This is a genomic window from Paenibacillus ginsengarvi (assembly GCF_003626695.1).
In the GTDB taxonomy this organism is placed as follows: domain Bacteria; phylum Bacillota; class Bacilli; order Paenibacillales; family NBRC-103111; genus Paenibacillus_AB; species Paenibacillus_AB ginsengarvi.
Map to the genome: position 1 here is coordinate 169,082 of NZ_RBAH01000006.1, position 25,718 is coordinate 194,799.

22 protein-coding genes are annotated in these 25,718 nt (G+C 57.3%); 9 read left to right on the forward strand and 13 right to left on the reverse strand.

Going from position 1 to position 25,718, the window contains the following annotated elements; translation table 11 throughout:
• Positions 1–71: 71 nt before the first annotated feature.
• Both pepF and D7M11_RS10550 read right to left on the reverse strand, forming a co-directional pair.
• On the reverse strand, positions 72–1,862 hold the full coding sequence (pepF, locus tag D7M11_RS10545) for an oligoendopeptidase F (protein WP_120747295.1): 1,791 nt from the start codon (positions 1,860–1,862) through the stop codon (positions 72–74).
• Positions 1,863–2,075: 213 nt separating this feature from the next.
• Positions 2,076–2,258, reverse strand: a complete 183-nt coding sequence (locus D7M11_RS10550) for a hypothetical protein (RefSeq protein ID WP_120747165.1) — start codon at positions 2,256–2,258, stop codon at positions 2,076–2,078.
• 419 nt (positions 2,259–2,677) lie between these two features.
• Here D7M11_RS10550 and D7M11_RS10555 point away from each other — a divergent pair, with 419 nt between their 5' ends.
• The gene (locus D7M11_RS10555) at positions 2,678–4,009 is read left to right on the forward strand and encodes a hemolysin family protein (RefSeq protein WP_240041044.1); all 1,332 of its coding nucleotides are present in this window, start codon (positions 2,678–2,680) and stop codon (positions 4,007–4,009) included.
• A gap of 66 nt (positions 4,010–4,075) precedes the next feature.
• Here D7M11_RS10555 and D7M11_RS10560 read toward each other — a convergent pair whose 3' ends face one another.
• Positions 4,076–4,309 carry a hypothetical protein gene (locus tag D7M11_RS10560; protein WP_120747166.1) on the reverse strand — a complete coding sequence of 78 codons (234 nt, stop codon included), beginning with the start codon at positions 4,307–4,309 and terminating at the stop codon, positions 4,076–4,078.
• Positions 4,310–4,455: 146 nt separating this feature from the next.
• Positions 4,456–5,109, reverse strand: coding sequence for a GGDEF domain-containing protein (locus tag D7M11_RS10565; protein ID WP_158606551.1), 654 nt, complete (start codon positions 5,107–5,109; stop codon positions 4,456–4,458).
• 251 nt (positions 5,110–5,360) lie between these two features.
• Here D7M11_RS10565 and D7M11_RS10570 point away from each other — a divergent pair, with 251 nt between their 5' ends.
• The 4 genes from D7M11_RS10570 to D7M11_RS10585 all read left to right on the forward strand — a co-directional run bounded on the left by D7M11_RS10570 (position 5,361) and on the right by D7M11_RS10585 (position 9,625).
• Positions 5,361–6,068, forward strand: a complete 708-nt coding sequence (locus D7M11_RS10570; RefSeq protein ID WP_120747168.1) for a class I SAM-dependent methyltransferase — start codon at positions 5,361–5,363, stop codon at positions 6,066–6,068.
• Positions 6,069–6,193: 125 nt separating this feature from the next.
• Complete coding sequence (locus D7M11_RS10575) at positions 6,194–6,391, forward strand: cold shock domain-containing protein (protein ID WP_120747169.1); 198 nt, start codon at positions 6,194–6,196, stop codon at positions 6,389–6,391.
• 202 nt (positions 6,392–6,593) lie between these two features.
• Positions 6,594–7,322 (forward strand): YebC/PmpR family DNA-binding transcriptional regulator, encoded by a 729-nt coding sequence (locus D7M11_RS10580; RefSeq protein ID WP_120747170.1) that lies wholly within the window; start codon positions 6,594–6,596, stop codon positions 7,320–7,322.
• Positions 7,323–7,435: 113 nt separating this feature from the next.
• A complete protein-coding gene (locus tag D7M11_RS10585; RefSeq protein WP_120747171.1) occupies positions 7,436–9,625 on the forward strand; it encodes a DNA topoisomerase III in 2,190 nt (729 codons plus the stop codon).
• 68 nt (positions 9,626–9,693) lie between these two features.
• On the opposite strand, the gene mraY is transcribed toward D7M11_RS10585, so the two are convergent.
• From mraY to D7M11_RS10610, 5 genes are all read right to left on the reverse strand, one after another.
• A complete protein-coding gene (mraY, locus tag D7M11_RS10590; RefSeq protein ID WP_120747172.1) occupies positions 9,694–10,647 on the reverse strand; it encodes a phospho-N-acetylmuramoyl-pentapeptide-transferase in 954 nt (317 codons plus the stop codon).
• A 195-nt stretch (positions 10,648–10,842) separates the two neighbouring features.
• On the reverse strand, positions 10,843–11,490 hold the full coding sequence (locus D7M11_RS10595; RefSeq protein ID WP_120747173.1) for a nitroreductase family protein: 648 nt from the start codon (positions 11,488–11,490) through the stop codon (positions 10,843–10,845).
• Positions 11,491–11,607: 117 nt separating this feature from the next.
• Positions 11,608–12,396: an ABC transporter permease gene (locus tag D7M11_RS10600; RefSeq protein WP_240041045.1), complete on the reverse strand. Its 789-nt coding sequence runs from the start codon at positions 12,394–12,396 to the stop codon at positions 11,608–11,610.
• The gene (locus tag D7M11_RS10605) at positions 12,380–13,309 is read right to left on the reverse strand and encodes an ABC transporter ATP-binding protein (protein WP_120747175.1); all 930 of its coding nucleotides are present in this window, start codon (positions 13,307–13,309) and stop codon (positions 12,380–12,382) included. Before D7M11_RS10605 ends, D7M11_RS10600 begins: the two co-directional genes overlap by 17 nt.
• Positions 13,310–13,341: 32 nt before the next feature.
• A complete protein-coding gene (locus tag D7M11_RS10610) occupies positions 13,342–13,980 on the reverse strand; it encodes a TetR/AcrR family transcriptional regulator (protein WP_120747176.1) in 639 nt (212 codons plus the stop codon).
• A 197-nt stretch (positions 13,981–14,177) separates the two neighbouring features.
• Between D7M11_RS10610 and D7M11_RS10615 the strand changes: the two genes are divergently transcribed.
• Together D7M11_RS10615 and D7M11_RS10625 are read left to right on the forward strand one after the other, a co-directional pair.
• On the forward strand, positions 14,178–16,415 hold the full coding sequence (locus D7M11_RS10615) for an MMPL family transporter (RefSeq protein ID WP_120747177.1): 2,238 nt from the start codon (positions 14,178–14,180) through the stop codon (positions 16,413–16,415).
• A 232-nt stretch (positions 16,416–16,647) separates the two neighbouring features.
• Positions 16,648–17,418, forward strand: coding sequence for a LamG domain-containing protein (locus D7M11_RS10625; RefSeq protein ID WP_120747179.1), 771 nt, complete (start codon positions 16,648–16,650; stop codon positions 17,416–17,418).
• 436 nt (positions 17,419–17,854) lie between these two features.
• Here the strand turns inward: D7M11_RS10625 and D7M11_RS10630 are convergent, their stop codons facing one another.
• Genes D7M11_RS10630 through D7M11_RS10640 form a run of 3 tightly spaced genes read right to left on the reverse strand, consistent with a single transcriptional unit; the run spans position 17,855 to position 21,097 of the window.
• Positions 17,855–18,937 carry an efflux RND transporter periplasmic adaptor subunit gene (locus D7M11_RS10630; protein ID WP_120747180.1) on the reverse strand — a complete coding sequence of 361 codons (1,083 nt, stop codon included), beginning with the start codon at positions 18,935–18,937 and terminating at the stop codon, positions 17,855–17,857.
• A 55-nt stretch (positions 18,938–18,992) separates the two neighbouring features.
• Complete coding sequence (locus tag D7M11_RS10635) at positions 18,993–20,366, reverse strand: ABC transporter permease (protein WP_120747181.1); 1,374 nt, start codon at positions 20,364–20,366, stop codon at positions 18,993–18,995.
• The gene (locus tag D7M11_RS10640) at positions 20,363–21,097 is read right to left on the reverse strand and encodes an ABC transporter ATP-binding protein (RefSeq protein WP_120747182.1); all 735 of its coding nucleotides are present in this window, start codon (positions 21,095–21,097) and stop codon (positions 20,363–20,365) included. The genes D7M11_RS10635 and D7M11_RS10640 overlap by 4 nt, the downstream gene beginning before the upstream one ends.
• 683 nt (positions 21,098–21,780) lie before the next feature.
• Here D7M11_RS10640 and D7M11_RS10645 point away from each other — a divergent pair.
• Together D7M11_RS10645 and rpoN are read left to right on the forward strand one after the other, a co-directional pair.
• A complete protein-coding gene (locus tag D7M11_RS10645) occupies positions 21,781–22,761 on the forward strand; it encodes a hydroxyacid dehydrogenase (protein WP_120747183.1) in 981 nt (326 codons plus the stop codon).
• Between the two features lie 129 nt (positions 22,762–22,890).
• Positions 22,891–24,237 (forward strand): RNA polymerase factor sigma-54, encoded by a 1,347-nt coding sequence (gene rpoN, locus D7M11_RS10650; RefSeq protein ID WP_120747184.1) that lies wholly within the window; start codon positions 22,891–22,893, stop codon positions 24,235–24,237.
• A gap of 84 nt (positions 24,238–24,321) precedes the next feature.
• On the opposite strand, the gene alr is transcribed toward rpoN, so the two are convergent.
• The gene (alr, locus tag D7M11_RS10655; RefSeq protein WP_120747185.1) at positions 24,322–25,500 is read right to left on the reverse strand and encodes an alanine racemase; all 1,179 of its coding nucleotides are present in this window, start codon (positions 25,498–25,500) and stop codon (positions 24,322–24,324) included.
• Positions 25,501–25,718: the final 218 nt, after the last annotated feature.

Here is a 25,718-nt window from a genome sequence, read left to right on the forward strand (position 1 = left end):
GGCTGTGCGGATGGCCGGAACAAGCGAAACCTCCTGGCGCCGTCGCAGGCGAGGCTTCCGAAGTGCTCTGCTTATTTCGTCAGCTCTTCCATTTGCTCGATCAGGCTTTCGAAGACGCTCATCGCCTGGCGAACCGGCTCCGGCGAAGACATGTCGACACCGGCGCGCTTCAAGATCTCGATCGAATAGTCGCTGCTGCCGCTTTTCAGGAAGCCGAGGTAACGGTCGACCGCCGGTGCGCCTTCGTCCAAAATTTGTTTGGAGAAGCTGGTCGCCGCGGAGAAGCCGGTCGCGTATTTGAACACGTAAAAGCTGGTGTAGAAATGGGGAATGCGCGCCCATTCCATCTCGATCTCCTTGTCCACCTTCATCGACGTTCCGTGATATTTCAGGTTCAGGTCGTAATAGATGCTGCACAAATCCTGATGCGTCAGCGACTCGCCCTTCTCCGTGCGGTCGTAGATGATCTTCTCGAATTCGGCGAACATCGTTTGCCGGAAGACGGTCGTGCGGAACTGGTCGGCATAATACGTCAGCAGGAACATTTTCTGCTTCGGATCGGTCGAATGCTTCAGCAGGTAGTCCATCAGCAGCGCTTCGTTCAGCGTAGACGCCACTTCCGCGAGGAAGATCGTATACTGCGCCGTCCGGTAGTCCTGATGTTTGTCGGACAAATACGAGTGGAGCGCGTGTCCCATCTCGTGCGCAAGCGTGAACATGCTGTTCAGATTGTCTTTATGGTTAAGCAGCACGAACGGATGCGTTCCGTAAGCGCCCCATTGGTAAGCGCCGCTGCGTTTGCCTTCGTTCTCGTAAACGTCGATCCAGCCGCCTTGAAGTCCGCCCTCAAGCGTGCGGCAATATTCCTCGCCGAGCGGCTTCAAGCTTTCCAGTACCGTTTTCTTCGCTTCCTCGTATGTAATGTCCATGTCGTATTCGTCGACGAGCGGGGCGAACAGGTCGTACATATGCAGTTCGTCCACTTTCAACAGCTTTTTGCGCAGCTCCATGTAACGGTGCAGCAGCGGCAAGCTTTCGTGAATCGCCGAGATCAGGTTCGTGTAGACGTCGACCGGAATTTTATCGCCATAGAGGGAAGATTCCAGAACGGACGGATACTTTCTCGCCTTGGTATAGAAGATGTTTTTGGTCAAATTAGCGCCGAGCGTCGCGGCAAACGTATTGCGCAGCTTACCGTACGTTCCGTACATCGCCTCGAACGCGCCTTTGCGCACATCGCGGTTGCGGCTTTCGAGAAATTGGATGTAGCTGCCGTGCGTCAGGTCGGCTTCCTCGCCTTTGTCGTTTTTCACCTTCGGGAATTTGAGGTCGGCGTTGTTCAGCATGCCGAAGATCGTGTCCGGCGCCTGGGACATGTTGCCGACTTGGGCGAGCAGCGCTTCTTCCGCTTTGGACAAAATATGCGGCTTTTGGCGAAGCATATCCTCCAGCGTTTTTTTGTATTTGGCCAGCGTCGGATCGGCTACGAACGATTGCAGCTTTTCGTCCGGCAGGCCGAGTATTTCCGGCGTGATGTACGAAAGCGCTTCGCCCACTTCCACGTTCAGCTTTTTCGCCTTTTCGGACAAAGCCTGCTGAGTAGGCTCCGCCATGTCTTCGTGATGGCGCATATTCGCATATACGTACAGGCGCTCGATATGCAGCGAGATCGTATCCTCGAGCGCGAAAGCTTGCGCGATTGTTTTGGCGTTGTCCAGCTTGCCCTCGAACGTGCCGATCTCTTGAAGCAGCTTTTTCAATTCGGCATACTCTTTGTCCCAGGCCGCTTGGCTTGCGAACATATCTTCCAGCTTCCAGCGGAAATCGGCGGGAACTTCGGAACGCTTCATTACTTGATTCATGGGTACCCTCCTGACGGTTTTCGGTTTGACTTCCAGGGCGGCTTGAACGGGCGTTACGGTCATCGCGGCGAGGCATATGGAGGCGATCAGCGGAATGAGCCTCATCTGGCAAGTCCTCCTTGCTGGGTGATGGTTCGTGCAATCTCACCCGGTAAAGTATCTCGCCTAGTATGACCGATCCGCTATGCGATTATGATAGGGCCCGCCAGCCGTTTAGCCGCCCGCACGCAGCAGACTGAATGCGATCAGAAAAAAAGAGCAGCTTACAAGAACGATTGCGACCAGCGCCAGCATCCGCTTCAGCTGTGGCGGAATCGTATCTTTTTTCATAATTAATACGAGGGCGAGCGAAAATGCGAGGATCGTAAACAGCACGATGGATCCGGTATCGTTCAACGAGTTGTCACCCCAAGCCGTAGAGGTCCGGTGAATAACTACCCTACGGGTTTATGAATATGCCTCCGATCGCTCTTGTTCCCAAATTTTCTGATTGAATAGGCCCTAGTGAGGTGAAAGTTCGGGAACAAAGGCGACCACTGACGTTTCGCCGGCATCATTCAAAACCCTCCGTTCAGTTATTCACCGGCCTTTTTAGAGCGGAACGTTTTTTGTAACACGTCCCTTATTCTCCAAGCGGGGGCAAAATTCCTTTTTTACATCTGAGGCACCTTTAAATATATGGGACAGATCGATCCGGTATGTTATACGTTTAAACGAATCCGGCATAACTCCCAAGCAGGGCCGAATACAATAAGGGCATAACAGGAACGGGGAGGTGGAACTGTCAGCCTCATTCGAGGGGGCAGGAAAGCGCAGTGGAAGGTGACACGTTTCCCGTATGGCTTAGCTTTGCGATGATCGTCTTGCTTGTTGTGCTGAACGGTTTTTTTGTGGCCGCCGAATTCGCGATCGTTCACATCCGCGAGGGCCGGATCGACAGCGGCGCGCTTCACGGCAAGGGGAAAGGGAAGGCGGTTCGGGCGATTGCGGCCCATGTGCACGGCTACTGGTCCGCCTGCCGGCTCGGGACGGCTCTGACGGCGCTCGGGCTGGGCTGGATCGGAGTGCCGTCCGTAGCGCTGGGGCTGTCGATGATTACGGCTCCTCTCGGCGTGCCGGGTCCGATTCTCGATGCAATCGCTTGTTTCGCCGCCTTTGCCCTTATCGCCTCGCTGCTGCTTGCGGTCGGCGAGCAGGTTCCGCGGACGTACGCTGTACGCCGTCCGGTGCCGGTCCTGCTGTGGACGGCTTCGCCGCTCGGGCTGATTTACAGGCTGATGCAGCCGTACATCCGGTTTTTGAGCGCCGTGTCCTTCTGGATGCTGACGAAGTCCGGGGTGGATCCGGAGCGCGAGAGCGAGCCGGTTCGTTCCGGGGAGGAAATCCGCACGCTGGTGAAGGAAAGTCACAGAAAAGGGCTGATCGACAAAACCGAGCTCGTACTGGTCGACAATTTGTTCGAGTTTGCGGAAACGAGCTCAAGGGAGGTTATGATACCCCGCACCGAGATGATCTGTCTCCACGCAGGCAAATCTTACGAAGAGAACAAGCAAATCGCCATTAGCCATATGCATACCCGCTATCCGGTATGCGATCCCGACAAGGACAATATCGTGGGTTATGTGCATATTAAGGATATGTTCAAGCATGATGAAGGCATGGAGGGCATTATGCCGATTACCCGGCCGATCATGAACGTGCCGGATTCGATGCCGATCAGCACGCTGCTTCGGCTGATGCAGAAAAAACGGACCGAGATGGCGCTGCTGATCGACGAGTATGGAGGCACGTCCGGGCTCGTTACGAGCGAGGATATTATGGAGGAGCTGGTCGGCGAAATCCGCGACGAATTCGACGAGGAACGGCCGCGTTTCGAACAGAAGAGCGCAAACGCTTACTCCGTCGACGGTCTGCTGTGGATCGACGAGGTGAACAACTTTTTCGGCACCGAAATAACGGCCGACAACTACGATACGATAGGAGGCTGGCTGTACGCCCAGATCGAAATGCCGCCGCGCCGGGACCAGCGCGTTTCCTGCGGCGGGTTTGAGTATACGGTGGAGGAAGTGCAGCATATGCGCATTTCCAGGGTGATCGTGCATGTGCCGGAGCAGTACGAGATGCCGGCCAGGCAAGAAGTATCGTAATCGAAGTACGGATGCGAAAAATCCCCAAGGCGCCGGCAAACCGGCGTTCTGGGGATTTTGGCGTGTTCAGACGTTTCTGAAGTTGTCGAGAATTTGCAGCCGATCTTCTTCGGTTCCTTCGAACCGCTCCGGCGTGAACCGTTCCTCCGCCCAATGCATAAGAGCCGGCCGGCTCAAAAATTCGAAGTTATCCTCGCCCCACTGATCCGAAATGATGCGAACGACGACGCGGGAGCCGTGGACCTCCGCATTGATCATATTCCATTTGTCTTGCTTGTAGATTTGATGCTTTTTGATCATGCTTCATTTCCCCAATCGCTTTGGTAATCTTATGATGGTTGCATCATAGCGTATCGGGACCCGGAAAGCAATAGGGGCGGGGTTGGTCACAGTTTGATCCCCCAAATGCGACTGCCCAGTGTTCCTCCGCGAGCCGTCGGCTGCGTCTACTCGCTCTTCGTCCGGCGGGATATTTCGCTCCGGTCGTATTTGCGCAGCAAGTCGTCCAGCGCTTCCCGCAGCAGGGCGGACTCCTTTTTGCCGAGCTGTTCGGCGAGGCTTTTCAGCCGGCGGACGTTCGTGGAAGGGTAATAACACGATTTCATCACCATCTCCTCGTTCGGCGGAAGCGCCACTTGATTGCGGCCGATTTCTTTGGCGGAAACGAGTGCGGCGCTGGCCGCTCGCCTCAAAGCCGATTCGGTTTTGCCGTCGCGCGGGTATTGGGCGACCCCGATTGTTAGCGTTGTGCTGAGCTCACCCTCCAGCGCCGGGAACGCCTCTTTAGCCGCCTCGACCTTGATCCGCAGCCGCTCCATAGCGAGAAACGCCTGCTCAAGCGTCATTCCATCCATCGCCAGAGCGAACTCGTCGCCGGAGACGCGGAACGCAGTCGTCCCTTCCGTCTCCCGCAGCAGGGAGGCCAGTGTCTTTAATACTTCGTCTCCCGTTTCGCTGCCGAACTGCTCATTGATGTTGAGAAAATGATCGACATCGAGCATCGCGAGCGCAATGGTCTCGTCCCGATCGATGCGATCCTGCAAGTACTTCTCTAAAGCCTTGTGGTTGGGGAGACCGGTTAGCGTATCGACATGCTTCATATCTACATCACTCCATAATATGATTTTTATGTATTGCATTATTTACAATACAAATTATTATATATATCTTTCTATTTGGCAATAGCGGCTTGGACATTTTGCAAAAAAATTTCCCTTGATTTTACAGGGGAGTCGCCCTTATAATCGGAGAAATACCCGGGAGAGCCCGGGTACGGTCATCCGGCAGTCCGGAAGACCGGACGAGCCGAGAGACGTTAGTTAGAACCAATGAGCCGAGGAGAGTGGAGTTCATGTTGCAAGCGGGACGTTATGAACAAATCGGGGTAGCGATGACTTGCAGAGGCTATGCCGAGTACGAGCGCATGTTCGGATTGAATGAGGGGCTGCTAAGGCGCGGCCGAGTGCTCGATGTGGCGGCCGGGGCGTCGTCGTTTGCGGCCGAGGCGAGGCGTATGGGCATCGATGTCGTATGCGCGGACCCCAGGTATGCGCAAACGCCGGACAGGATGAGCGAGGAAGGCTACGCCGAGATCGAGACGTCTACGGAGAAGCTGGCGCGGCTGGCGCATCGCTTCGATTGGAGCTATTACGGCCATATCGATAACCATAAGGCCAGACGAATCCGGTCGATGGAGTTGTTTATACAAGATTATTCGCTGCCTGATGCAGGCGAGCATTACATCGCCGAGGCGCTTCCGTCGTTATCGTTTGCGGACGATACGTTTTCGCTGGTGCTGTGCAGCCATTTTCTGTTCCTGTACCGCGACCAGTTCGGCGACGATTTTCATCGCGCTGCGCTGAAGGAGCTTATCCGCGTCTGCAAGCCCGGCGGCGAGGTAAGAGTATACCCGCTGCTGTCGCTTGGCTGGGAGCCGTATCCCGGCATGGCAGAGCTTATAGAGGAGCTGGAGTCGCTGGGCGGGACCTGCTCCTTCGAAAAGTCCGAGCTTCCGTTCATCCCGGGCTCGTCGGAGCTGCTGTGCATTTGCAAAAAATAGTGGCTGCTGCGGAATAAATGAATTCGTTTTGGAATATACTAGTCGACGTGCCGTAATTTACGGTCGTAGGCGCGACAAATCTTTGTTTGATCGCGCGTTAAACAGTATAAGTGGAGGTAGTTCGATTGAAGGGTACAGTAAAATGGTTCAACGCGGAAAAAGGGTACGGCTTTATCCGTTCCGATGACGGGGAAGACTTGTTCGTTCATTTCTCGGCGATTCAGGGAGATGGCTTCAAATCGCTCGATGAAGGCCAGGAAGTGGAATTCGATAAAGTGGACGGGGACCGCGGTCCTCAAGCCGCCAACGTAAGTAAACGGTAAAACGCACGAATACCGCACGTCCATGAGCCCCTGAAGCGGGACTCACGTCAGCCGGAGTTCCGGTTCGTTCCGAAAAGGAGCGATCCCGGGCTCCGGCTTTTGTATGTTTTTCAGCCGAATTTGGATGCAAATTTTGACCGTTCCAAGGAGGAAGTGGTAAAATACTAGTTGCCAACTTACGAACGAGGAGCGCTAACCATCTATGCCAAAGTTTAAAAATTTCGCGGCGAAAAAAGGGAAGCTGGACCAGGCAAGGAACAATATGTTCGTCAAACTGGCCCGGGAAATTTATATGGAAGCGAAAAAGGGCGGCCCGAACCCGGAAGGCAACTTCAAGCTGAAGACGGCTATCGCCAACGCGCGCCAGATTAATATGCCCGGCGACAATATTGAGCGGGCGATCAAGAAGGCGACAGGCGGCGGGGACAACGTCGAATACGAAGAGATCATTTATGAAGGTTATGGACCAGGCGGCGTTGCCATTATGGTCAAATGCCTGACCGAAAACCGGAACCGGACGGCGGCCGACGTACGCTCCATTTTCAACAAACGGGGCGGCAATATGGGCGAATCCGGCTGCGTGTCGTACATGTTCGACCAGAAGGGCGTGCTGACGATCGACCGGGAAGACCGCGAGGAGCTGGAAGAAGACACAGTGCTTATAGAAGCGCTCGAGGCGGGAGCCGAGGACGTAGTCGTGAGCGACGAAAGCTTCGAGATTTTAACCCATCCGCATGAGTTCGAAACGGTGAAAAATGCGCTGGAAGCCTCCAGCTATACGTTCGACAGCGCCGCTATCCGCTGGGTGCCGCAAAATTACGTGAAAGTGGAAGGCGAAAATGCGGACAAGCTGATGAAGATGATGGAAGGCTTCGACGACAACGACGACGTACAGGATGTGTACGCCAACTTTGAGACCGACGAAGCTTGATAGCTTCTGGAAGTACGCATACGGACCCGTCCTTGGCCGAGCGAGCCTTGGGCGGGTTTTTGCCTAAGTATGGTTGGAACGGAGTTTGGAATCGGGAAGGGGAAACGTCTGTTATGAAATCTCTCGTGCTGGCCGAAAAGCCGAGCGTCGCGAAAGAAATCGCCCGCGTGCTCGGGGCGAACGGGAAGCAGAAAAGCTGGTATGAAGGGCCGAACTATGTCGTCACGTGGGCGCTCGGTCATCTGGTCGAGCTGGCGGAGCCGGAGGACTATGATCCGACTTACAAGACGTGGCGGCTGGAAGATTTGCCGATCATCCCCGGCGAGATGAAGCTGAAGGTGATCCGCGAAACGTCGCATCAATATAAAGCGGTGGCACAGCTGTGCAAACGGCCCGATATCGGCGAGCTTATTATCGCCACCGATGCCGGCCGGGAGGGCGAGCTTGTCGCCCGCTGGATCATGGAGCTTGTCCATTGGCGGAAGCCGTTCAAGCGACTGTGGATTTCATCGCAGACGGACAAAGCGATCCGGGAAGGCTTCCAGAAGCTGAAGCCGGGGCGGGACTACGACCGATTGTATATGTCCGCCGTCTGCCGCGCGGAGGCCGATTGGCTGGTCGGGTTAAACGTGACGCGGGCGCTGACGAGTAAATACAACGCGCAGCTCGCCGCCGGGAGGGTGCAGACGCCGACGCTTGCGATGGTAATGGAGCGGGAGCGCGAAATCGCCGGCTTCCGCCCCGTTCCGTACTGGACGGTAACGGCGGACTTCGGCGGCTTCACCGCCATGTGGCGCAAGGACGACCGGCATGACGGCCGTCTGTACGACAAGGCCGAGGCGGAGGCGATCGTCGCCCGTATTCGTGGGAAGCAAGCCGTGGCTGAGCAAGTAAGGACCACGGAACGGATGGAGCTGCATCCGCTCGCCTACGATCTGACCGAGCTGCAGCGGGATGCGAACAAGCGGCTCGGCTTTTCGGCGAAGATGACGTCGAACGTGCTCCAGCGTCTGTATGAGCAGCACAAGCTGGTCACCTATCCGCGGACCGATTCGCGTTACTTGACGTCCGATATGGCGCCCACATTCAAAAGCAGGCTGGAAAGCGTAGCGACCGGGCCTTATGCCCCTCTGGCGCGGCCGCTGCTGCGGAAGCCGCTTGCGGTAACGAAACGAATCGTCGACGATTCGAAGGTAAGCGACCATCATGCGATTATCCCGACCGAGCAGTACGTCCAGCTTGGCGCGCTCAGTCCGGATGAGCGCCGGTTGTACGACCTGATCGTGCGGCGGTTTATCTCGCTGTTTTACGGACCGAGCCGTTATGACGAAACTTCGCTTGTCATTCGCGCGGGAGACGACCGTTTTTACGCGAGGGGTTATGTGCAGAAGGAGGCGGGCTGGAAGGAGCTGTACGGCAGTCTGCCGTCGTTTGCCGAAGAGGACGACGAGGACGAAACGGAAAACGACAAAGCGTCGCAGGAGAGCCGGGCGGCGACGCTGCCGTCGCAGCGTCTGCCCGAGCTGAAGCCCGGACAGAAGCTGGAGGCGAAGAATACGCGGGCGGGCGAGTATCAGACGAAACCGCCGTCGCGGCATACGGAGGCGTCGCTGCTGTCGGGGATGGAGAAGCGGGGGCTGGGCACGCCGGCCACCCGTGCCGACGTCATCGAGAAGCTGCTGCACACCGATACGATCGAGCGTGGGCAGAACCGGCTCGTGCCGACAGGCAAAGGCAAGCAGCTCATTGAGCTCGTGGCGGAAGATTTGCGCTCGCCCGACTTAACCGCCGAGTGGGAGCGGGAGCTTGAGCGGATCGCCCAGGGGAAGGGCGACCCGAAGGCGTTTATGGCCGGTATCCGCACCCGGGCGGCCGGACTTGTAGCGGAAGTGAAAACGAGCGGCAAGGAGTACAAGCCGCACAATCTCACCCATTCGAAATGCCCGGATTGCGGTGAGCGAATGATGGAGACGAAGGGCAAGCGCGGCAAAATGCTCGTATGCCCGAACCGCGAATGCGGGTTCCGGCGGGCGGCCGAACCATCGCTGTCGGGTCGTCGCTGCCCGCAATGCCACAAGCGGATGGAAATCCACGACGGCAAGGCGGGGAAATATTTTCAGTGCCGGCCATGCAACGTCGTCGAGAAGCTGGACACGGACGGCAGCGGAGGCGGAGGCGGCAAAGCCGGGCGCAAGCAGCAGGCTCACCTCGCGAAGCAGTTCAGCGACAATGTGTCGCTTGGCTCGAGCCTCGGCGATGCGCTGAAAGCGGCTTTGGAGCGCGGCGGGGATAAGCAGGAGTGAGGCATCGGATCCAAACGAAAACAAACCCTCCAGAGCCGAAACATGGCTTAGGAGGGTTTTGTTTTCGTTTAGTAGATCAGCTTCCACAGCAGCAGACACGCCAGGCAGCACAGCCAGGAGATGAGGCCGAAAACGATGACGATGCGATTTTCCGACCAGCCGTATTTCAGGCTGTAATGGTAATGGATCGGAGCCATCCGGAAAATGCGCAGCTTTGTCCGTTTGTAGTACCATACCTGCAAAATGACGGACAGCTGCTCCGCAAAATAAACGAAAAACAGGAGCGGGATCAAAATTTCGACCTTCTCGATCATCGCCAGAAAAGCGAGCGATCCGCCGATCGCCAGCGAGCCGGTATCGCCCATGAACGCTTTGGCCGGATAAATGTTATAGATGAGCAGGCCGAGCAAACAAGCGATCATCGTAAGGCAGAACAGCTTCACTTCCGGATGCTCGGAGATGACGAAGAAGAAAAAGTAGGTAGGGATCGCCACGACGATCAATAACCCGTCAAGCCCGTCCGTAAAGTTGATCGCGTTAGCCGACCCGACGATGAACAGCGACATGACGGCCACATACAGAAGCGGGGTCATGTCCAGCTTGAGGTCGCCATAAACGACGATGTTCGTTTCGATCGGCATGATCTGGAACAGAATGGCGATCAGCGCGAACGTGAACAAAAATTGCAGCGCCAGCTTCATTTTGCCCGAAGCGCCGCGCGGGTCTTGAAACGCCGCTTTTTTGTAATCGTCGAGGAAACCGACGAGGCCGAACAGGACGAAGGTTGCGCATAAATACAAGCTGAGCGGGCTCGGCGAGAACATGCCGATCAGCAGCACGCCGATCAGAAAGATGAGGCCGGCCATCAGCGGCGTTCCTTTTTTGGCCTGATGATCGGCGGGCATTTCCGCGCGAATCGGCTGCGTAAGCTTCAGCGTTCTTAGTCCCCGGATCAGGACCGGAGTAAGCAGGGCGACGGATGCGAAGGAGAGGGCGGATACGCCCAGGGCGGTCAGCTCCATGTCCGGTTAGCTCCTTTTCAACTGGCGTATTGGTAGGTTGGCTGTAGAAGTATGGGTGTGCAGGCAGGCAGCTTCGCTTTGTAATAGTATAATTTCACCTATTGGACAATTATTCCTGCCGGCTGTAACTTTCCGCACAAAACGAGAGGCTGCCCTGAATCGGACAGCCTTGAACTATGCCATTGCACAACATGTTTACTGCACAATCGTCAAAATCTCGTCCACTTCTTTGCGGGCCAGCCGCCCCGGCTGATCAACCGGATGACCGAGCGCGATCACCATATTGATTTGACGGCTCTCATCGATCCCGAGGTATTCGCGGAGCCGATGCTGCGCGAGCAGTACCGGTCCGGTCATCGGGCACGTCGCAAGTCCGCGGGCATGGGCGGCCAGCATCAGGTTTTGCGCGGCGAGACAACTGCTCTTGATGCCCTCCTCCGCCCAGACGGCATCATCGACAAGCGCGATCGGATCGAAGATGCGCTCGCGGAATTTGGAGTTGTACGGCGTGGCCAGCAGCACGATCAGCACAGGCGCATCGGAGAAAGCCGTAGCGTAAGGACCGAACGACTTGGTGAGCAGCTTGGCTTCCCGGCCGAGCCCTCTCTCCTCCGCACCGGCGGCGCGCTTGTGCAGCTCGTCCCACGTCATTTGCTCGATTTCCTTGATTTTTTCCCGGTTCATGATCGCGATGAATTCCCAAGTCTGCGAGTTCGTATCGCTCGGTGCATACCGGGCGCAGTCGATCAGTTCTTTGACGTCCTCTACGGATACGTCCAGTTCCTTGAATTTGCGGACGCTTCTGCGGTCGAGCACGATTTGTTTGAAAGCTTCATAGTTCATATAGGTTTAGTCCGCCTTTGTCTTCGTAGTCGGTAGTATGGAAGCAGGAGCTGCCGGTCTTTAAGACCAGGTACTAAAAAAATTCCTCTTCCATTATAGCCGATCGATTGGCCACTGTCACCCCGCAACGTCCCTTTTGCGAAAAATCGTCCACGCCAGCACGATGAACAAGGCGTAGTAAAGAACGATCATCGTGACCGAAAATCCGAGGGTCATTCCTTCAAACGGCGGCTTGCGGCCCCCGAAGTAGATGGACAGGTCGGTATTCGCGAACAAAATATATTTCGCCCACGTTTTTTTGAGCGCGATGAGCGCAGTCATCACCGAGTTCGAGGCGAACATGATGACGAACGCAAGCGAGATGGCGAGGGCGCTGGAGCGGAATACGGTCGAGATCATAAACGCGAACGTAACCTGAATCACGAGATCGATGAGACGGAAGCCGTACTCGCGCAGGATACCGCTCATCGTAAGCGGAATATCCTCCGAGCTGCCGGGGCCGCCCGAACCGAACAGCAGCAGTCCCAGCACAAGCGAGCTGACGAACAGCAGGGCAAGCAGCATCAGCATGAACAGCAGTACAGCAATGTACTTGGACAGCAGCACCTTCGAGCGGCTGACCGGCCGGATCAGCAGCAGCTTGATCGTTCCCCAAGTAAATTCGCCCGCCACGATATCCGCCGCGATGACGACGGAGAAGATGAAGACGAGAAAGGTGAGCGACGCCGCGTTGCTGGCGAAGGCCAGCGTATTGATGAAACCGTCCGTTCCGAACGATTTCAGCAGGAAGGCGAAGCATATGGTCGCGACGAGCACGAGTCCGGCCATGATCCAAGTGCGGGGGCGGTAATAGATTTTCATGTTTTCGTTGCGGATCAAGCTTAGCAGGCTACTCAATTTGACCACCTCTTGTCATTTCCAGGAATTGATCCTCGAGCGTTTTGGAGGCCGCCTTGACCCCGTACACGCTCACTTCCGCAAGCACGAGCTGGCGCACCAGAGCGGGGATGTCTCCGTAGTCGACGGACACGGTAAAACCACCCGGCTGCTCCTGCACCGAGCCGTTCGGAACCGCCTTAGCGGCCACGCTGGCGGCGAGCGCCGCCGGTTCGGCGAGAACCGTTACCTGAGCTTGTCCGTCGCCGCCCGCGACCATATCGCGGACTTGCCGCACGTCCACGAGCTTGCCGTTCTGGATAATCGCCACACGGTCGCACATCAGCTCCATCTCGGACAGCAGATGGCTCGAGACGATGACGGCCGTCCCTTCCTCCTTCGCGAGATGCCGCAAGTAGTCGCGCAGCTCGCGGATGCCTTCCGGATCGAGGCCGTTGGTCGGCTCGTCCAGAATAAGTACGTCCGGTTTGTGCAGGATCGCCTGGGCGACGCCAAGCCGCTGGCGCATGCCGAGCGAGTACGTTTTGACTTTGTCGTGAATCCGGTTTTCCAGCTTGACGAGCCGGATCACCTGCTCGATCCGTTCGCCGCTGATCCCGGGAATCATTCTGGCGAAGTGGACAAGGTTCTGGTACCCGGTCAAAAATTTGTACAGCTCCGGGTTTTCCACAATCGCGCCGACATGCTTCATTGCGCGCTCGAACTCCTTGTTAACGCTAAGGCCGTTTACGAGCACCTCGCCTTCGCTCATCGAGATGAGGCCGACCATCATGCGGATCGTCGTCGTTTTGCCGGCGCCGTTCGGACCGAGAAAGCCGAACACCTCGCCTTTCGGCACATCAAATGAGAGATGATCGACGAGCGTTTTGCCGCCGATTCGTTTCGTTACTTGGCGCAGTTGAACTACGGGTTGTTGAGACATATCTTGAACCTCCACGTAAGTAGGTGGACAAATTATACCATATGGTAAGCTCCATACCAAAACAGGTCGACAATGGTATCCGCTTCGATCGGGGGAAGCTTGCCGTTTTCCCCGTCTGCGTACATATGGCCGCTGCGGTTTCCGAGCATAAGCAGCGAGGAGAACGCGTATGCGTATAGCATCGGGTCTCCGGGGCGCATCGCTCCGGCGTCGATTTTGCGCTGAAACGTCTCAGCAAGCACGACGTGAATCGATCGCTCCGCCTCGCGGATTGCCGCAATCTGCTCGCCCGACAGCGCCGGAGACGCTTCGCGCATCAGGCTCTCGAAGTCGACGTGCGCGGCGCGCATATGCGCATCTGCGACGGCGGCGAGCCGTTCGCGAAATGACGAGCCGGGCTGCTCCAGCATATCCCGGGTCAAACGGCCGATCCCTGTCATCATATGGACGACGGCGGCTGTGAACAGCTCCGCTTTATTTGGGAAGTAATAGTAGACGGACGCTTTTGTGACGCCGGAGGCGGCCGAGATTTGCTCCATCGATACGCTTTCGAAGCCGAGCTGCATGAACAGGGCGGATGCAGTTTGCAGCAGCGTTGATTTGACGGTGGACGGCTCGCTCGTTTTCGGACGGCCCGGTTTGCGGCGAACTTGCGGCTGTGTCGGTTTCATAAAGGTCCGCTCCTTTTCCGTTAACGTTTTGTGAAAAATGCAAGCTGCGTAATTTCACTTTTCAGACTGTGTCACTTTAGTGAACTTAAACTTTTGTATCGTTAAAATTAACCGTTCGGTATATAATGAGTAGTATACATTCCCAATGTATCCGAACGACGCTCAAATGTCGAGTTCGCGAACGAAGCCAGGAGGAGATGCGGGTGAGCAAGACGCTTGAAACATACGGGAGGTGCGTGAGCGGACCGCGCGGCAAATGGATTACGCTGCTGCTATGGATCGTTGTTGCGGGTGTGCTGAACGCCCTGCTGCCTACCGTCAATTCACAGGAAAACAATAACGCGGCCAATCTGCCCGAATCGTTCCCGTCAGTGCAGGCCGAGCAAGTGGCGAAGCGGGAATTCCCGAATGCGGACGGCGTTCCAGGGCTGCTAGTCTGGTACCGGAGCGGCGGGCTGACGGACGACGATCTGAAGATTGTGCAAAAGCTGGCGGATACGTTTACCGCAAATCCGTTGCCGGAGCAAACGGCCCTGCCGCCTTATCACCAGATGCCGCTGCCGGCGCTGAAAGCCCAGCTCTCCGCGGATAAACTGTCGCTCGTTACGCCTATAGTCTTTTCCCAGGCGGCGGAATCCGATCTGCTCAAAGAAAACTTCAAGAAACTCGAGGAGACGATTACGGCCCAGGCCGGCTACGATCCGTTTACCGAGGAGGTAGCGTCATCCAAACTGATTGTCCGGGTCACCGGCCCTGCCGGCATATCGGTTGATGCCGTCGCTTTGTTCAAAAACGCCGACGTGTCGCTCCTGATCGCGACCGTGCTGCTCGTGCTTGTGCTGCTGCTGGCCATATACCGGTCGCCGATCCTGGCGTTCATTCCGCTTATTGCCGTAGGATTCGCTTACGGCGTATCCGGACCGATCCTCGGGTGGATGGCGAAGATGGGCTGGATCGAGGTCGATTCGCAGGCGATCTCGATTATGACCGTGCTGCTGTTCGGCGCCGGAACGGATTACTGCCTGTTCCTCGTCGCGCGTTTCCGTCAGTTGCTGACGGAGGAGGCGAACAAATGGACCGCGCTGAAGCGGGCGATCAGCGGCTCGTCGGGAGCGATCGCAATGAGCGGCTTTACGGTCGTGCTGGCGCTCGCCGCGCTGCTGCTTGCCGATTACGGGGCCATTCACCGGTTCGCCGTTCCGTTCAGTCTCGCTATTCTGATTATGGCAATCGCCAGTCTGACGCTCGTTCCGGCGCTGCTGGCGATACTCGGCCGCGGGTCGTTTTACCCGTTCGTGCCAAGAACGCCGGAGATGGTCCGGGAACGCGCCGAGAAGAAGGGCGTGCCGGTCAAGGAGCAGAGCAGCCGGACTACGCTCGGCGCCCGTTTCGCCGATGTCGTCGTCCGCAAACCGTGGACCGTCATTGTCGTAACGCTTGTCGTGCTCATCGGGGCCGCTTCCTTCGCTCCAAAAATCAATTATACGTACGACCTGCTCTCGTCGTTTCCGAAAACGATGCCGTCCCGCGAAGGGTTCGATCTGATCGCAAAGTCGTTCTCCCCCGGAAGCCTCGCGCCGGTTCAAGTGATGGCCGATACGGAAGGGAAGTCGGCCGACCTGCAGGGTGCGCTGTCAAAGCTGTCGTTCGTGGACGAGGTGTCCGCGCCGCAAAAAGGCAAGATGAACGCGAATATCGTCTCCGTCGACGTCAAGCTGCACGCCAATCCGTACAGCAACGAAGCGATGGGATATATAGCCGACATTCGTGCAGCGGCGGAAGCGGCTCTGACAGGCAGCGGCGTCGCGAGCGCCGTCGACCGGGTCTGGGTAGGCGGACAGACCGCCCAGCAGTACGACACGAAGAGGGCTACCGAACGCGACGAACGTCTCATCATTCCCGTCGTCATCGGCCTTATCGCGCTGCTGCTGCTCGCTTATTTGCGTTCCTTCGTCGCCATGCTTTACCTGATTGCAACCGTCGTGTTGTCTTACGGCTCGGCGCTCGGGCTCGGCTGGATCGTGCTGCATTACTTCATGGGCGCGGATGCGGTAGCGGGTGCGATTCCGCTGTATGCGTTCGTATTCCTTGTCGCGCTCGGCGAAGACTACAACATTTTCATGATCTCGAGCATTTGGAAAAAACGAGCCCAGATGCCGCTGAAGGAGGCGATCCGCGAAGGCGTCTGCGAAACGGGCGGCGTCATCACGTCCGCCGGGCTCATCCTGGCCGGGACGTTTGCCGTTCTCGCCACGCTGCCGATTCAGGTATTGCTCCAGTTCGGCATTATTACCGCCATCGGCGTTCTGCTCGATACGTTTATCGTCAGACCGTTTCTCGTTCCCGCGATCACTACCGTCCTTGGACGTTTCGCGTTCTGGCCGGGAGCGGCTTCTCGCAAGGAAGCTTCTGGTAAGCCGGAGCATGCCGTGTAAAGCGAACGCCACGGACGATAAGCGCATAAGGCTACATGCGAATCCGGCCCTGCCTGCGGGGCCGGTTTTTACTACCTGCATCCGGAAGGCGCCGCCGCGCAAAAAAGTGCAGCCGGATGCGCGTATTGTGTATGGCAATCGGAAAACGTTCCGGCGTATGCTAGAAACGGATACGGGTGTCCGCGCCCCACCGCTTTAGCGAAAGGAACTATCCCGAGGAGGACAACGATACATGACCATAACGGTGCAATCCGAAGTGCTTGCAACATCCGGCTTGATTTGCTTTTGGAGCTTTCAGGAACCGAGCGGGGAAGACCGCCTGTCGGCCGGCGCGCACGCGTACCCGCTGCGGGAGATGAACGGTCCGATCGCCCGCGTGGACGGCGGCGTATTCGGGCCTTATGCAGCCCGCCTCGACTTCGGGCAGTGGCTTCGCATCCCTCGCGACGAATGCTCCGGCCTCAACATGCACGGTCCTCAAAGCCAAGTAAGCGTTGCGGCGTGGCTGCGATGGGGGAGGTCGGCCTACAACGGCTGCGAGGCGGTAGCCGGCATGTGGGACGAATCCCGTCTGAAGCGGCAGTACTGCCTGTTTCTGAACCTGCGCATATGGGACAGCGCCGAGCAAGTGTGCGGCCATGTTTCTTCGGTCGGCGGACCGACGCCCGGCTACAAATATTGCATGGATTCGGCCATCGGCTCTACGCCGGTGACGCGGGACGAATGGCATTTTGTCGCTTTTACATACGACGGCGCTTATGCGAAGGCGTACCTTGACGGCCGTCTGGACGAGCGCGAAACGTATAACCCGTATCGGTATGAGGGCTGCTTGTTCGACGGCGGCTCGGACGGCGCCGATTTTACGGTCGGGGCCGTCGACCGCTCCGGGGAGCCGGGCAACTTTTTTACCGGCACGCTCGGCGGCTTGGCCGTGTTCGACCGGGCGCTTGGCGCGGAGGAGATCGCGGCGCTGGCCGCGAAGACGCTTCCTGCTCGCGCTTGAGCGGTTTTACCGCTGGTCGCTATCGAGCCGACGGCTCGCTGGCGCGTACCGTGTTCGAGAGAGACTTTGCGGAACGCAGTTCCGTTATTGGCAGTTTGCGCGGTTCGCTTCGAACAATAGCGGAACGCCGTTCCGTTAACTTGCCCCAAAGCGGCCAAATTGCTTGGTGATGGGGCGAATAAAGGAATGGCGTTCCGTTATTCGCGGGAAATAACCGGGAAATGAAGCAATAGCGGAACGCAGTTCCGTTAAGGCTTCGACAAGTGCCGAGAAAGTCCTCAGGTCAGGACTTTCTCGGCACTTTGATTTTCCGACCTATATCGAGTCCCTGAGCATCAGGTGCGAAAAGCTTTGCGTCACCGGGCGGAAGCCGTATCCGCCGCAATGACCGCAAAGCATAGCCATATCCCCCGTATGTCGGCACCGGTTGCCCCGCTTATTGAAGCACGACCGTGTCGCCTTCCTGCAAGCCCTCCAGCACCTCTGTTTTGTCGGCCGTCTCGAGTCCGACCTTGATCGCCCGCTTCTGCGTTCCATCCGGCGTTTCCAGCATGACATAGTAGCCGTCCTTGTCGCGCTGTACCGCGAGCGTCGAAACGGTCAGTACATTTTGCTTGTTATCCGTCTCGATCGTGGCGGTCAAATTCAGCCCGGCGACAAGACTGTCGTGCGTATCCAGCGAAATGACGACTTCAAACTGCGCCGGACCGGTGTTGTTCGCGCCTGTCGTCTTCGGAAACTTCGACACTTTCTCGACTTTGCCGGTCAGCTTCGTTTGCTTGAGCGCGTCAATCGAAATTTGTACGGGCATACCCGGCTGAATGCGGAACACGTCATACTCCCCGACGGAAGTCGTCATTTGCAGCTTCGATACATCGACGATTTTGCCTACCGCTTCCCCTTCGGCTACTTTTTGCGGCTTGGCGGCGGCGGAGAGCAGGAAAATGCCCGGCTCCGGCGCGGTAGTAACGGCTTGCGACAGCTTGCTCTTTTTCGTTTCGAGCTGCGAGCTTTGGATCGACCGGTTCACTTGGTCCAGCTCGTCCTGCACATTTTTGGACGCATTTTTGGCATAACGCTGCAGCGCTTCGCCTTCGGTCGAAGCGATCGCTTCCCCGGCTTTCGCCGCGCCCGCCTGCTCGGCTGTCCGGAGCTGCGTCTCGAGATCCGATTTGCGCATATTCGCATTCATCTGGGCGATTTCGTCGCGAAGCGCCTTGTCGTCGAGCTTGAACAGCGGCGCTCCTTGAGCGACCTGCGCGCCGTCGCTCGCTTGCCATTCCGTGATGTCGGCGGAGAAGGGAGCGTACACGATCGTCTCCTTCACATAGGACGATTTTCCTTTCACCTCGACCGTATTCGCCAGGTTTTCTTTCGCTACCTTAAATGAAAGCGCGCTGCCAGCCGGAGCGGCCGGCGTCTTGGGGGCGCCCGGATGGCTCTGCACATACAGCAGGCTGCTTATGGCGAACAACAGCACCGCAATTCCCACGTACAGCCATCTTTTCTTTTTGCGCATCTTTGCTTGCTCCTTTTAAATTAGAGTCTGGCTTAACATGGAACCGCAAAGCGGATCAATCGCGTTTGATCGCGGTCAGCGCGTCGGTTCTCGAAGCTTTGATAGCCGGGAAAATGCCGGACATAACGCCGGTAAGGATAGCGAAAAACATGCCGAGCGGCAAAATCCAGAAGCTGATGAACAAAATTTCCGCATCCCCTCCCGAGCCCCCGCTATTCGTCTGGATCAAAATGATGTTGATGCCCCAAATGACCCAATAGGCGAACAAAATGCCGGCGAGTCCGCCCATCAAGCCAAGCAGCGCCGATTCGACGACGAACATGTTGCGGATCTGCTTCAGGTTGGCGCCCAGCACCTTCATAATGCCGATCTGCCTTCTCCGCTGGTGGGTGGACATCGTCATCGCGACGATAATCGAGATGGAGGCGACGAACAGAATGAACAGGCCGGCTCCTCCGAAAATGATGCGGATAATGACGAACTCCTTGCCGAGGCTTTCCTGACGGCTCAAATTGTTCATCGTCCGCAGTTTGAGCGTTTGAATCAGCTTGTCCGTATCCGCGACGTTTGTGGCGGAATCGATCTTGACGGTGACGTTATCGAAGCTGCTTTCGGCGGCGCTGGTCAGCTTCGACGTATCGCCCGTTGCGGCGGCGATCGCTTCTTTGATCTGTCTGCCGAGTCCTGTCGAGATGTAGGCGGTTTTTTGCGAAAAATACGCCATCCGGTCCGACATGCCTTCCGGGCGTTTCTCGATGGCGACGACCCGGACCGGAAACTCGACCGTTTTCGTCGTTCCGTCCGAAAGCGTGATCGTTTTGGTCAGCCGAATTTGCTTGCGATACAGCGGATACGAGACGATCTTGGCGTTCTCGCGTCCTTCGAGGATGGCGATCTCCTCCTGGGACTGCCGCTGGCGGGCCGATTCGCTGAGCGACGCCTGCTTGTCCCGCAGCCCGACCGTCGCCGTATAGCTGAGTACGATGACGTTATCCTGTTCGACCGGAGCGCCTTGCTGAAATTCCGAGCCGAAGTCGGCCAGCGTCTCCAGATCGGTAGCGATCAGGTCAATGTTGCCGACCTTGGAATCGTCCGCGATAAATTCCATATGGTCGATATTTTCTTTGCCGGCAATACTCTTGACATGCGGGAGCGAGCGGATGAGGTTCATTTTCTGCTTGGTCAGTACGCCGAATTCGGTGTCGCCGCCGGCTTGTCCCGAGCTTTTGCTGTTCATGATCGTGATCTCGTCGGTTTTCAAATAGTAGCTCATCTGCTTGGTCGTATAATGCGAGATCGATTCGCCGAACGCCAGCGCGACGACGATCGAAGCGGAGCCGATGGCGATGCCCATGACGCACAGCAGTGTCACGACTTTGCGCCGTCGAAGCTGGTCCCAGCCGAGCACGAGGTAGTCGCGCAGTCTCATGGCCGCACCTCCGTAAGCGGCTCGGCCTCTGCCGCCGTGACGTCCGCCAGAGCTTCCGCGGCGCCGCCTTCGACCAGGTAACCGTCGCGCAGCTGAATGATCCGTTTCGTCCGTTTGGCTACCTCATGCTCATGGGTGACGATGACGAACGTAATGCCCGAATTTTCATTGAGTTCGATGAGCAGGTCGATAATTTCCGCTTCCGTCTTCGTATCGAGATTGCCGGTCGGCTCGTCGGCGAAGACGACCGCCGGCTCGGTAATGAGCGAGCGGGCGATGCTGACGCGCTGCTGCTGGCCGCCGGACAATTGCGAAGGAAACATCTCCGTCTTGCCGGCCAGGCCGACTCGCGTGAGCAGCTCGATTGCCTTTTCGCGGCGAACTTTGCTGCGAAGCCCTTGGAACACGAGCGGCAGCTCGACGTTTTCGCGCACGGTCAGATGGGGAATGAGCTCGTACGCTTGAAAAATGAAGCCGATATGCGTTCGCCGGAAAACGGCCAGCTCGTTCTCGCTCATCTTGTCGATGCTGCGCCCGGCGATCAGAATGCTGCCCTCGGTCGGCTTCATCAAGCCGGCCATCAGGTTCAGCAGGGTCGACTTGCCCGAGCCGGAGCTGCCGAGCAGCGCGACCATCTCCCCGCGTTCCACGCGGAAGTCGATTCCGGAGAGCACTTGCGTCGATTCCGTTCCGCTTGGGAACGAATGGGAAAGCTGTTGCACTTCTAGCACGGTACCCCTCCGCCTATATGGTTTTGCTGATAGTCCTTGTCCATGACACGAAGCCGTCCTCGGGACGGCTCCTTTAGCGACTTCTATCATACACGATGGTACTTAATAGTTCTTCAAGAAAAAGTGAAGTTTTTCTTAACGATTCGGATTTTTTGCTGCTAAATGGGTTCCTTCTGATGAAGCAAGGTACGGGAAAGCTCCGGCGAGTATCCGTCGACCGGGCTGGCATAGCGGAAGCGCCGGTTCCGTTATTGCGCAGGAAGGCTGGAAACGAGGTGATAACGGAAGTGCAAGTTCCGTTAAACCGGGCAAATAAAGCCGAATCCGGCTCTTTTTGAGGGCATAGCGGAACTTCTTGTTCCGTTATGGAGGGAACGTACGGGGGAAGGAAGCGTTTAGCGGAACAAACGGCTCCGTTAAGCTGATATTTGGGGCCAGCGTTCAGCGGGCAGCCGGGAGGACGGAAATTGTCGAAGCTGACTGAAAGACTCGCGCAAGTCCGCCCATATTTTGTGGAAGGAAGCCATAGCTCGCCTGCGAATTGCACGCTATCATAGAGACGTAGCGAGGGGCGTATTTGGGGTCCCGGAAAATGAGAGAAGGGCCGATTCGAGCCGCCATTCGCGGATACGCTCGACAAACTTTAGCGGGAGCGGCTCCGCCGCCATAAGGGAGAACCTGTGATGAGAAAACCGAAAATCGTACAAGTACTGTCCATGTATCACCCAAAAGGAGAGCAGTTGCTTCTGGAAGGAGCGGATGTCGTACGCACGGATGACTATGACGTCGGCTGTTTATGCGATACGGTTCGAGAAGCGGAGGGAATCGTGCTTCGTGCTCCGGCCCGTATTACGAAGGAAGTGATCGATGCCGCTCCGCGGCTGAGAGCGATCTCGGGTGCGGGGGTGGGGCTCGACAATATCGATGTGGCGTATGCTACGTCGAAGCGAATTCCGGTCCTTCACGCGCCCGCCGTAAACGCCGTTTCAACGGCCGAACATACCGTTATGCTTATAATGGCTGCGGCCAAGTCGCTCATTCCGTTTCACGAGCAGATGCGGCAGGGGCGTTTCGGTTCGCGGATGGACATTCCGACGCGGGAGCTGTACGGAAAAACGGCCGGGTTAGTCGGCTTCGGAACGATCGCCCGTGAGGTGGCGAAGCGGCTGCGCTTCGGTCTCGGCATGGAAGTGTCCGCCTGGACCCGCACGGCGGACGATACGAAGCGGGAGGCGGCGCAGCGGCTGGAGACGGAGCTGACGACCGATTTGGACGAGCTTTTCCACAAATCGGATTTCGTCTCGCTGCATATTCCGCTAAACCGCCATACGCGCGGGCTCGTAAACAGCCGGTTGCTCGGGCTTATGAAGCCGGATGCATGGCTGATCAATACGGCCCGGGGTGCCGTTGTCGATCAAGACAATCTTGTAGATGCGCTCGGGCGTGGTCAACTGGCCGGGGCCGCGCTGGACGTATTTGAGCCGGAGCCGATTCCGGCGGAGCATCCGCTGCTTGCGCTGCAGAATGTGATCCTGACGCCGCACGTGGCGGGGACGACGCAGGAAAGCAACTATATCGCGGCAACGACCGTTGCCCGAAACATGCTCCGTGTTCTTGCGGGGGAACGGCCGGAGTATATCGGCAATCCGGAGGTATGGCAGTGAAGCGAAGCGTTGCCGAAGCAGGCCGGAACTAACCGGGTAGTTCAGTAGGTTCTTTTTAGTACACGATTTTGCCGCCATTTCGTGTATGATGGAAATAACATACAACCAAGGCTATGGCAGGTGCAGACGATGAAGATGAACGCTACTCTTGGCCAGACGCAAGCTCAGCAGTTAAGCCTATCGCCGCAGCTCAAGCAGTCTCTGTACATTTTGCAGTTGTCCGCTGCGGGGCTTGCCGATTATTTGCAGGAGCAGTCGTTAGGCAATCCGCTGCTTTCCGTAGCCTGGCGAACACCGGGAATGAGGAAACGCAGGTCTGGAGGAAGCTTGCGGGAGGGTGGCGGGGCCGAGCCCCAGGACCAGGGCCGCCGCAGCGCGGATACGCTCGAATCCGTGCTGCTTGAGCAGCTGCACACAAGCGGGATCGGACAGCGCCGGATGCGAATTGCGCGTTTTCTGGCCGGTAATCTGGACGACAGCGGGTATATGGCGATAAGTGTCCAAGAAGCCGCCGACGTGTTAGGGGAGTCCTTAACCGAAGTGGAGGACGCTCTGCGCCACCTGCAAATGCTGGAGCCGGCCGGCATCGCTGCGAGAAATATCCGCGAGTGCTTGCTGCTGCAAATCGCCTCGAAGCGCCCGGAGAACGGATGTGCGGCAATTATCGTCGAAGATTGTCTCGACGACGTGGCTGGTGGCCGACTGAAAAAGATTGCAGATAAGCTCGGGATCACTATAGAGGAAGTACGGCAAGCAGTCGGCTACATTCGCGGACTGGACCCAAGACCCGGACTAAGGTTTAGCTCATCTTTAGTCGGTTATATCGAGCCTGACGCCTATATTCGTGCAGAAAACGGGCGTTTTGCGGTTGAATGGAACGCAGCGCTGGTCCCAAATCTATCGATCGACGCCAATTACGAGCGGCTGCTGTCTAATCCGGCTTGCCGGGAAACGAAGGCGTTTCTGAGCGGCTCCCTCCGGTCGGCCAAATGGCTCATCCGCGGCGTCGAGCAGCGTTATGCGACGCTGCTCCGGGTGCTTACGGCGATTGCGGAGCTGCAAAGCGATTTTTTGCAGCGGGGTATCGGTTTTTTGCAGCCGATGACGATGAAAACGGTCGCGGACCGGCTGGGTCTGCACGAATCCACGGTCAGCCGGGCCGTTCGCGATAAATTCGTACAGACGCCGCAAGGGCTGTACGAGCTCGGACATTTGTTTACGAGCGGCGTGCCGACCGTAAGCGGCGGCAATGCGTCGGCCGAATCGGTGAAGGTGCTCATTCGGCAGTACATCGACGGCGAAAATAAACGTAATCCGCTATCCGATCAGCAGATGGCGGATCGGTTGGCCGCGGAAGGCATCCGCATCTCCCGACGGACGGTGATGAAATACCGCGAGCAGATTCAGCTGCTGTCTTCCCGGTTGCGGGCGGACGGCTCGCCTATAGCGGATAAGGATAGCGGAAGCGCAGAATAGGCTCCTCCCGATGCGGAAGGAGCCTTATTTTTTTTTTTTTTTTCGCCATCGAATTTACCGAGAGCTGCCGGCTAGTGTCAGCCCTTATGTCTCTGGCCCGCTCGAAGCTTCGGTATACGTCCGGGGCACCCGGCTCCCGACGGCGCAGACGACCTCGTAGTTAATCGTTCCAAGCCAGGATGCGATGTCGTCCGCCGAGACGCATTCGTTTTCCGAGCAGCCGAGCAGATGGGCCTCGTCGCCAGGCTGTACGTCCGGAACGTCAGTGACGTCCAGCATTAGCTGATCCATACATACCCGGCCTGCATACGGGGCGCGTTTCCCTCTGACCAGCGCATATCCGGCGCCCGATATTCGGCGGGACAGGCCGTCTGCATAACCGATCGGAACGGTGGCGATTAGGCTGTGACGTTTGGGCACGAACGCGCACCCGTAGCCGACGGGCTGGCCGGGAGCGGCGTACTTCAGAAAAGCGATTTTCGATTTCAAGCTGAAGGCGGGGCTGAGCGGGTATTGCGGCAAACGCGTACGGTCGGACGGATGCAGCCCGTACAGCGCAATGCCGACCCGGACCATATCGAGATGCATATGTGGATAGCGCATTGTCGCCGCACTGTTGCAGCAATGTTTGACCGGTATTCGGAGCCCGTTCGACTCTAGGAAGCGGATGGTCTCAAGGAACGATTCGAACTGCTGCTGCGTGTAATCCGGCTGTTCCCCGTCCGCATCGGCGAAATGGGTAAAGATGCCTTCGAGCACCGTAAAACGGGACTGGGCCGCTTTGCGGGCGAGGCGCAGCGCCTCGTCACGGTCCGACACGCCGATCCGGTTCATCCCCGTATCGATTTTTATATGAATCCGGGCAGGCTGTTTTAGCCGCTCTGCCCAAGACGTTACGGCCTCCAGCACGTCATCGGTGAATACGGTTAGCTCTACATCGTTTTCGACGGCGGCGCTCACCGATTCGGCGGGGGTATACCCGAGCACAAGCACCGGATGCGTGATCCCGGCTTCGCGAAGCTGAAGAGCTTCGTCGACGATGGCGACGCCGAGCCGATCCGCGCCGGCCCGGATAGCAGCTTTTGCCGTTTCGACCGCGCCGTGCCCGTAACCGTTCGCTTTGACAACGGCCATGAGGGCGGCGGCGCCCGTCAAGTTCGATTTGAACAGTTTCGTATTGTGCGTTATCGCTTCCAGCGATATGTCCGCCCAAGTATGGCGATATCCGTGAGGCGGCTCCGCGCCGTTTGTCGTTAGATCCATTGTTTTCACCCAATTTTGGCTTTGTTCAAATACGTTTAGTATAGGGGAGTATGGAAGATGTTGTCTTTGTTGCTCCGAACGAAAAAAGCGGCTTCGCTTTGTCGGTTGTCACAATCTTCCGTCGCATCCGGAGCGTGACGAGCTGCCGCCGGACCGGTGCGAATCCCGTAAGCTTTTTGGGCGCAGCTGCACTCCGCGGGTAAGATTCCCGGGAGGCG

Excerpts from the sequence above, each read along its gene's own strand:
- alr (WP_120747185.1), bottom strand. The coding sequence starts at position 25,500 with ATGGATCTAACGACAAACGGCGCGGAGCCGCCTCACGGATATCGCCAT.
- D7M11_RS10645 (WP_120747183.1), top strand. The coding sequence starts at position 21,781 with ATGAGAAAACCGAAAATCGTACAAGTACTGTCCATGTATCACCCAAAA.
- D7M11_RS10625 (WP_120747179.1), top strand. The coding sequence starts at position 16,648 with ATGACCATAACGGTGCAATCCGAAGTGCTTGCAACATCCGGCTTGATT.
- D7M11_RS10605 (WP_120747175.1), bottom strand. The coding sequence starts at position 13,309 with ATGTCTCAACAACCCGTAGTTCAACTGCGCCAAGTAACGAAACGAATC.
- D7M11_RS10560 (WP_120747166.1), bottom strand. The coding sequence starts at position 4,309 with ATGATCAAAAAGCATCAAATCTACAAGCAAGACAAATGGAATATGATC.
- D7M11_RS10630 (WP_120747180.1), bottom strand. The coding sequence starts at position 18,937 with ATGCGCAAAAAGAAAAGATGGCTGTACGTGGGAATTGCGGTGCTGTTG.
- mraY (WP_120747172.1), bottom strand. The coding sequence starts at position 10,647 with ATGGAGCTGACCGCCCTGGGCGTATCCGCCCTCTCCTTCGCATCCGTC.
- D7M11_RS10565 (WP_158606551.1), bottom strand. The coding sequence starts at position 5,109 with ATGAAGCATGTCGATACGCTAACCGGTCTCCCCAACCACAAGGCTTTA.
- D7M11_RS10570 (WP_120747168.1), top strand. The coding sequence starts at position 5,361 with ATGTTGCAAGCGGGACGTTATGAACAAATCGGGGTAGCGATGACTTGC.
- D7M11_RS10580 (WP_120747170.1), top strand. The coding sequence starts at position 6,594 with ATGCCAAAGTTTAAAAATTTCGCGGCGAAAAAAGGGAAGCTGGACCAG.
- D7M11_RS10615 (WP_120747177.1), top strand. The coding sequence starts at position 14,178 with ATGCGGGTGAGCAAGACGCTTGAAACATACGGGAGGTGCGTGAGCGGA.
- pepF (WP_120747295.1), bottom strand. The coding sequence starts at position 1,862 with ATGAATCAAGTAATGAAGCGTTCCGAAGTTCCCGCCGATTTCCGCTGG.
- D7M11_RS10595 (WP_120747173.1), bottom strand. The coding sequence starts at position 11,490 with ATGAACTATGAAGCTTTCAAACAAATCGTGCTCGACCGCAGAAGCGTC.
- D7M11_RS10585 (WP_120747171.1), top strand. The coding sequence starts at position 7,436 with ATGAAATCTCTCGTGCTGGCCGAAAAGCCGAGCGTCGCGAAAGAAATC.
- D7M11_RS10635 (WP_120747181.1), bottom strand. The coding sequence starts at position 20,366 with ATGAGACTGCGCGACTACCTCGTGCTCGGCTGGGACCAGCTTCGACGG.
- D7M11_RS10610 (WP_120747176.1), bottom strand. The coding sequence starts at position 13,980 with ATGAAACCGACACAGCCGCAAGTTCGCCGCAAACCGGGCCGTCCGAAA.
- rpoN (WP_120747184.1), top strand. The coding sequence starts at position 22,891 with ATGAAGATGAACGCTACTCTTGGCCAGACGCAAGCTCAGCAGTTAAGC.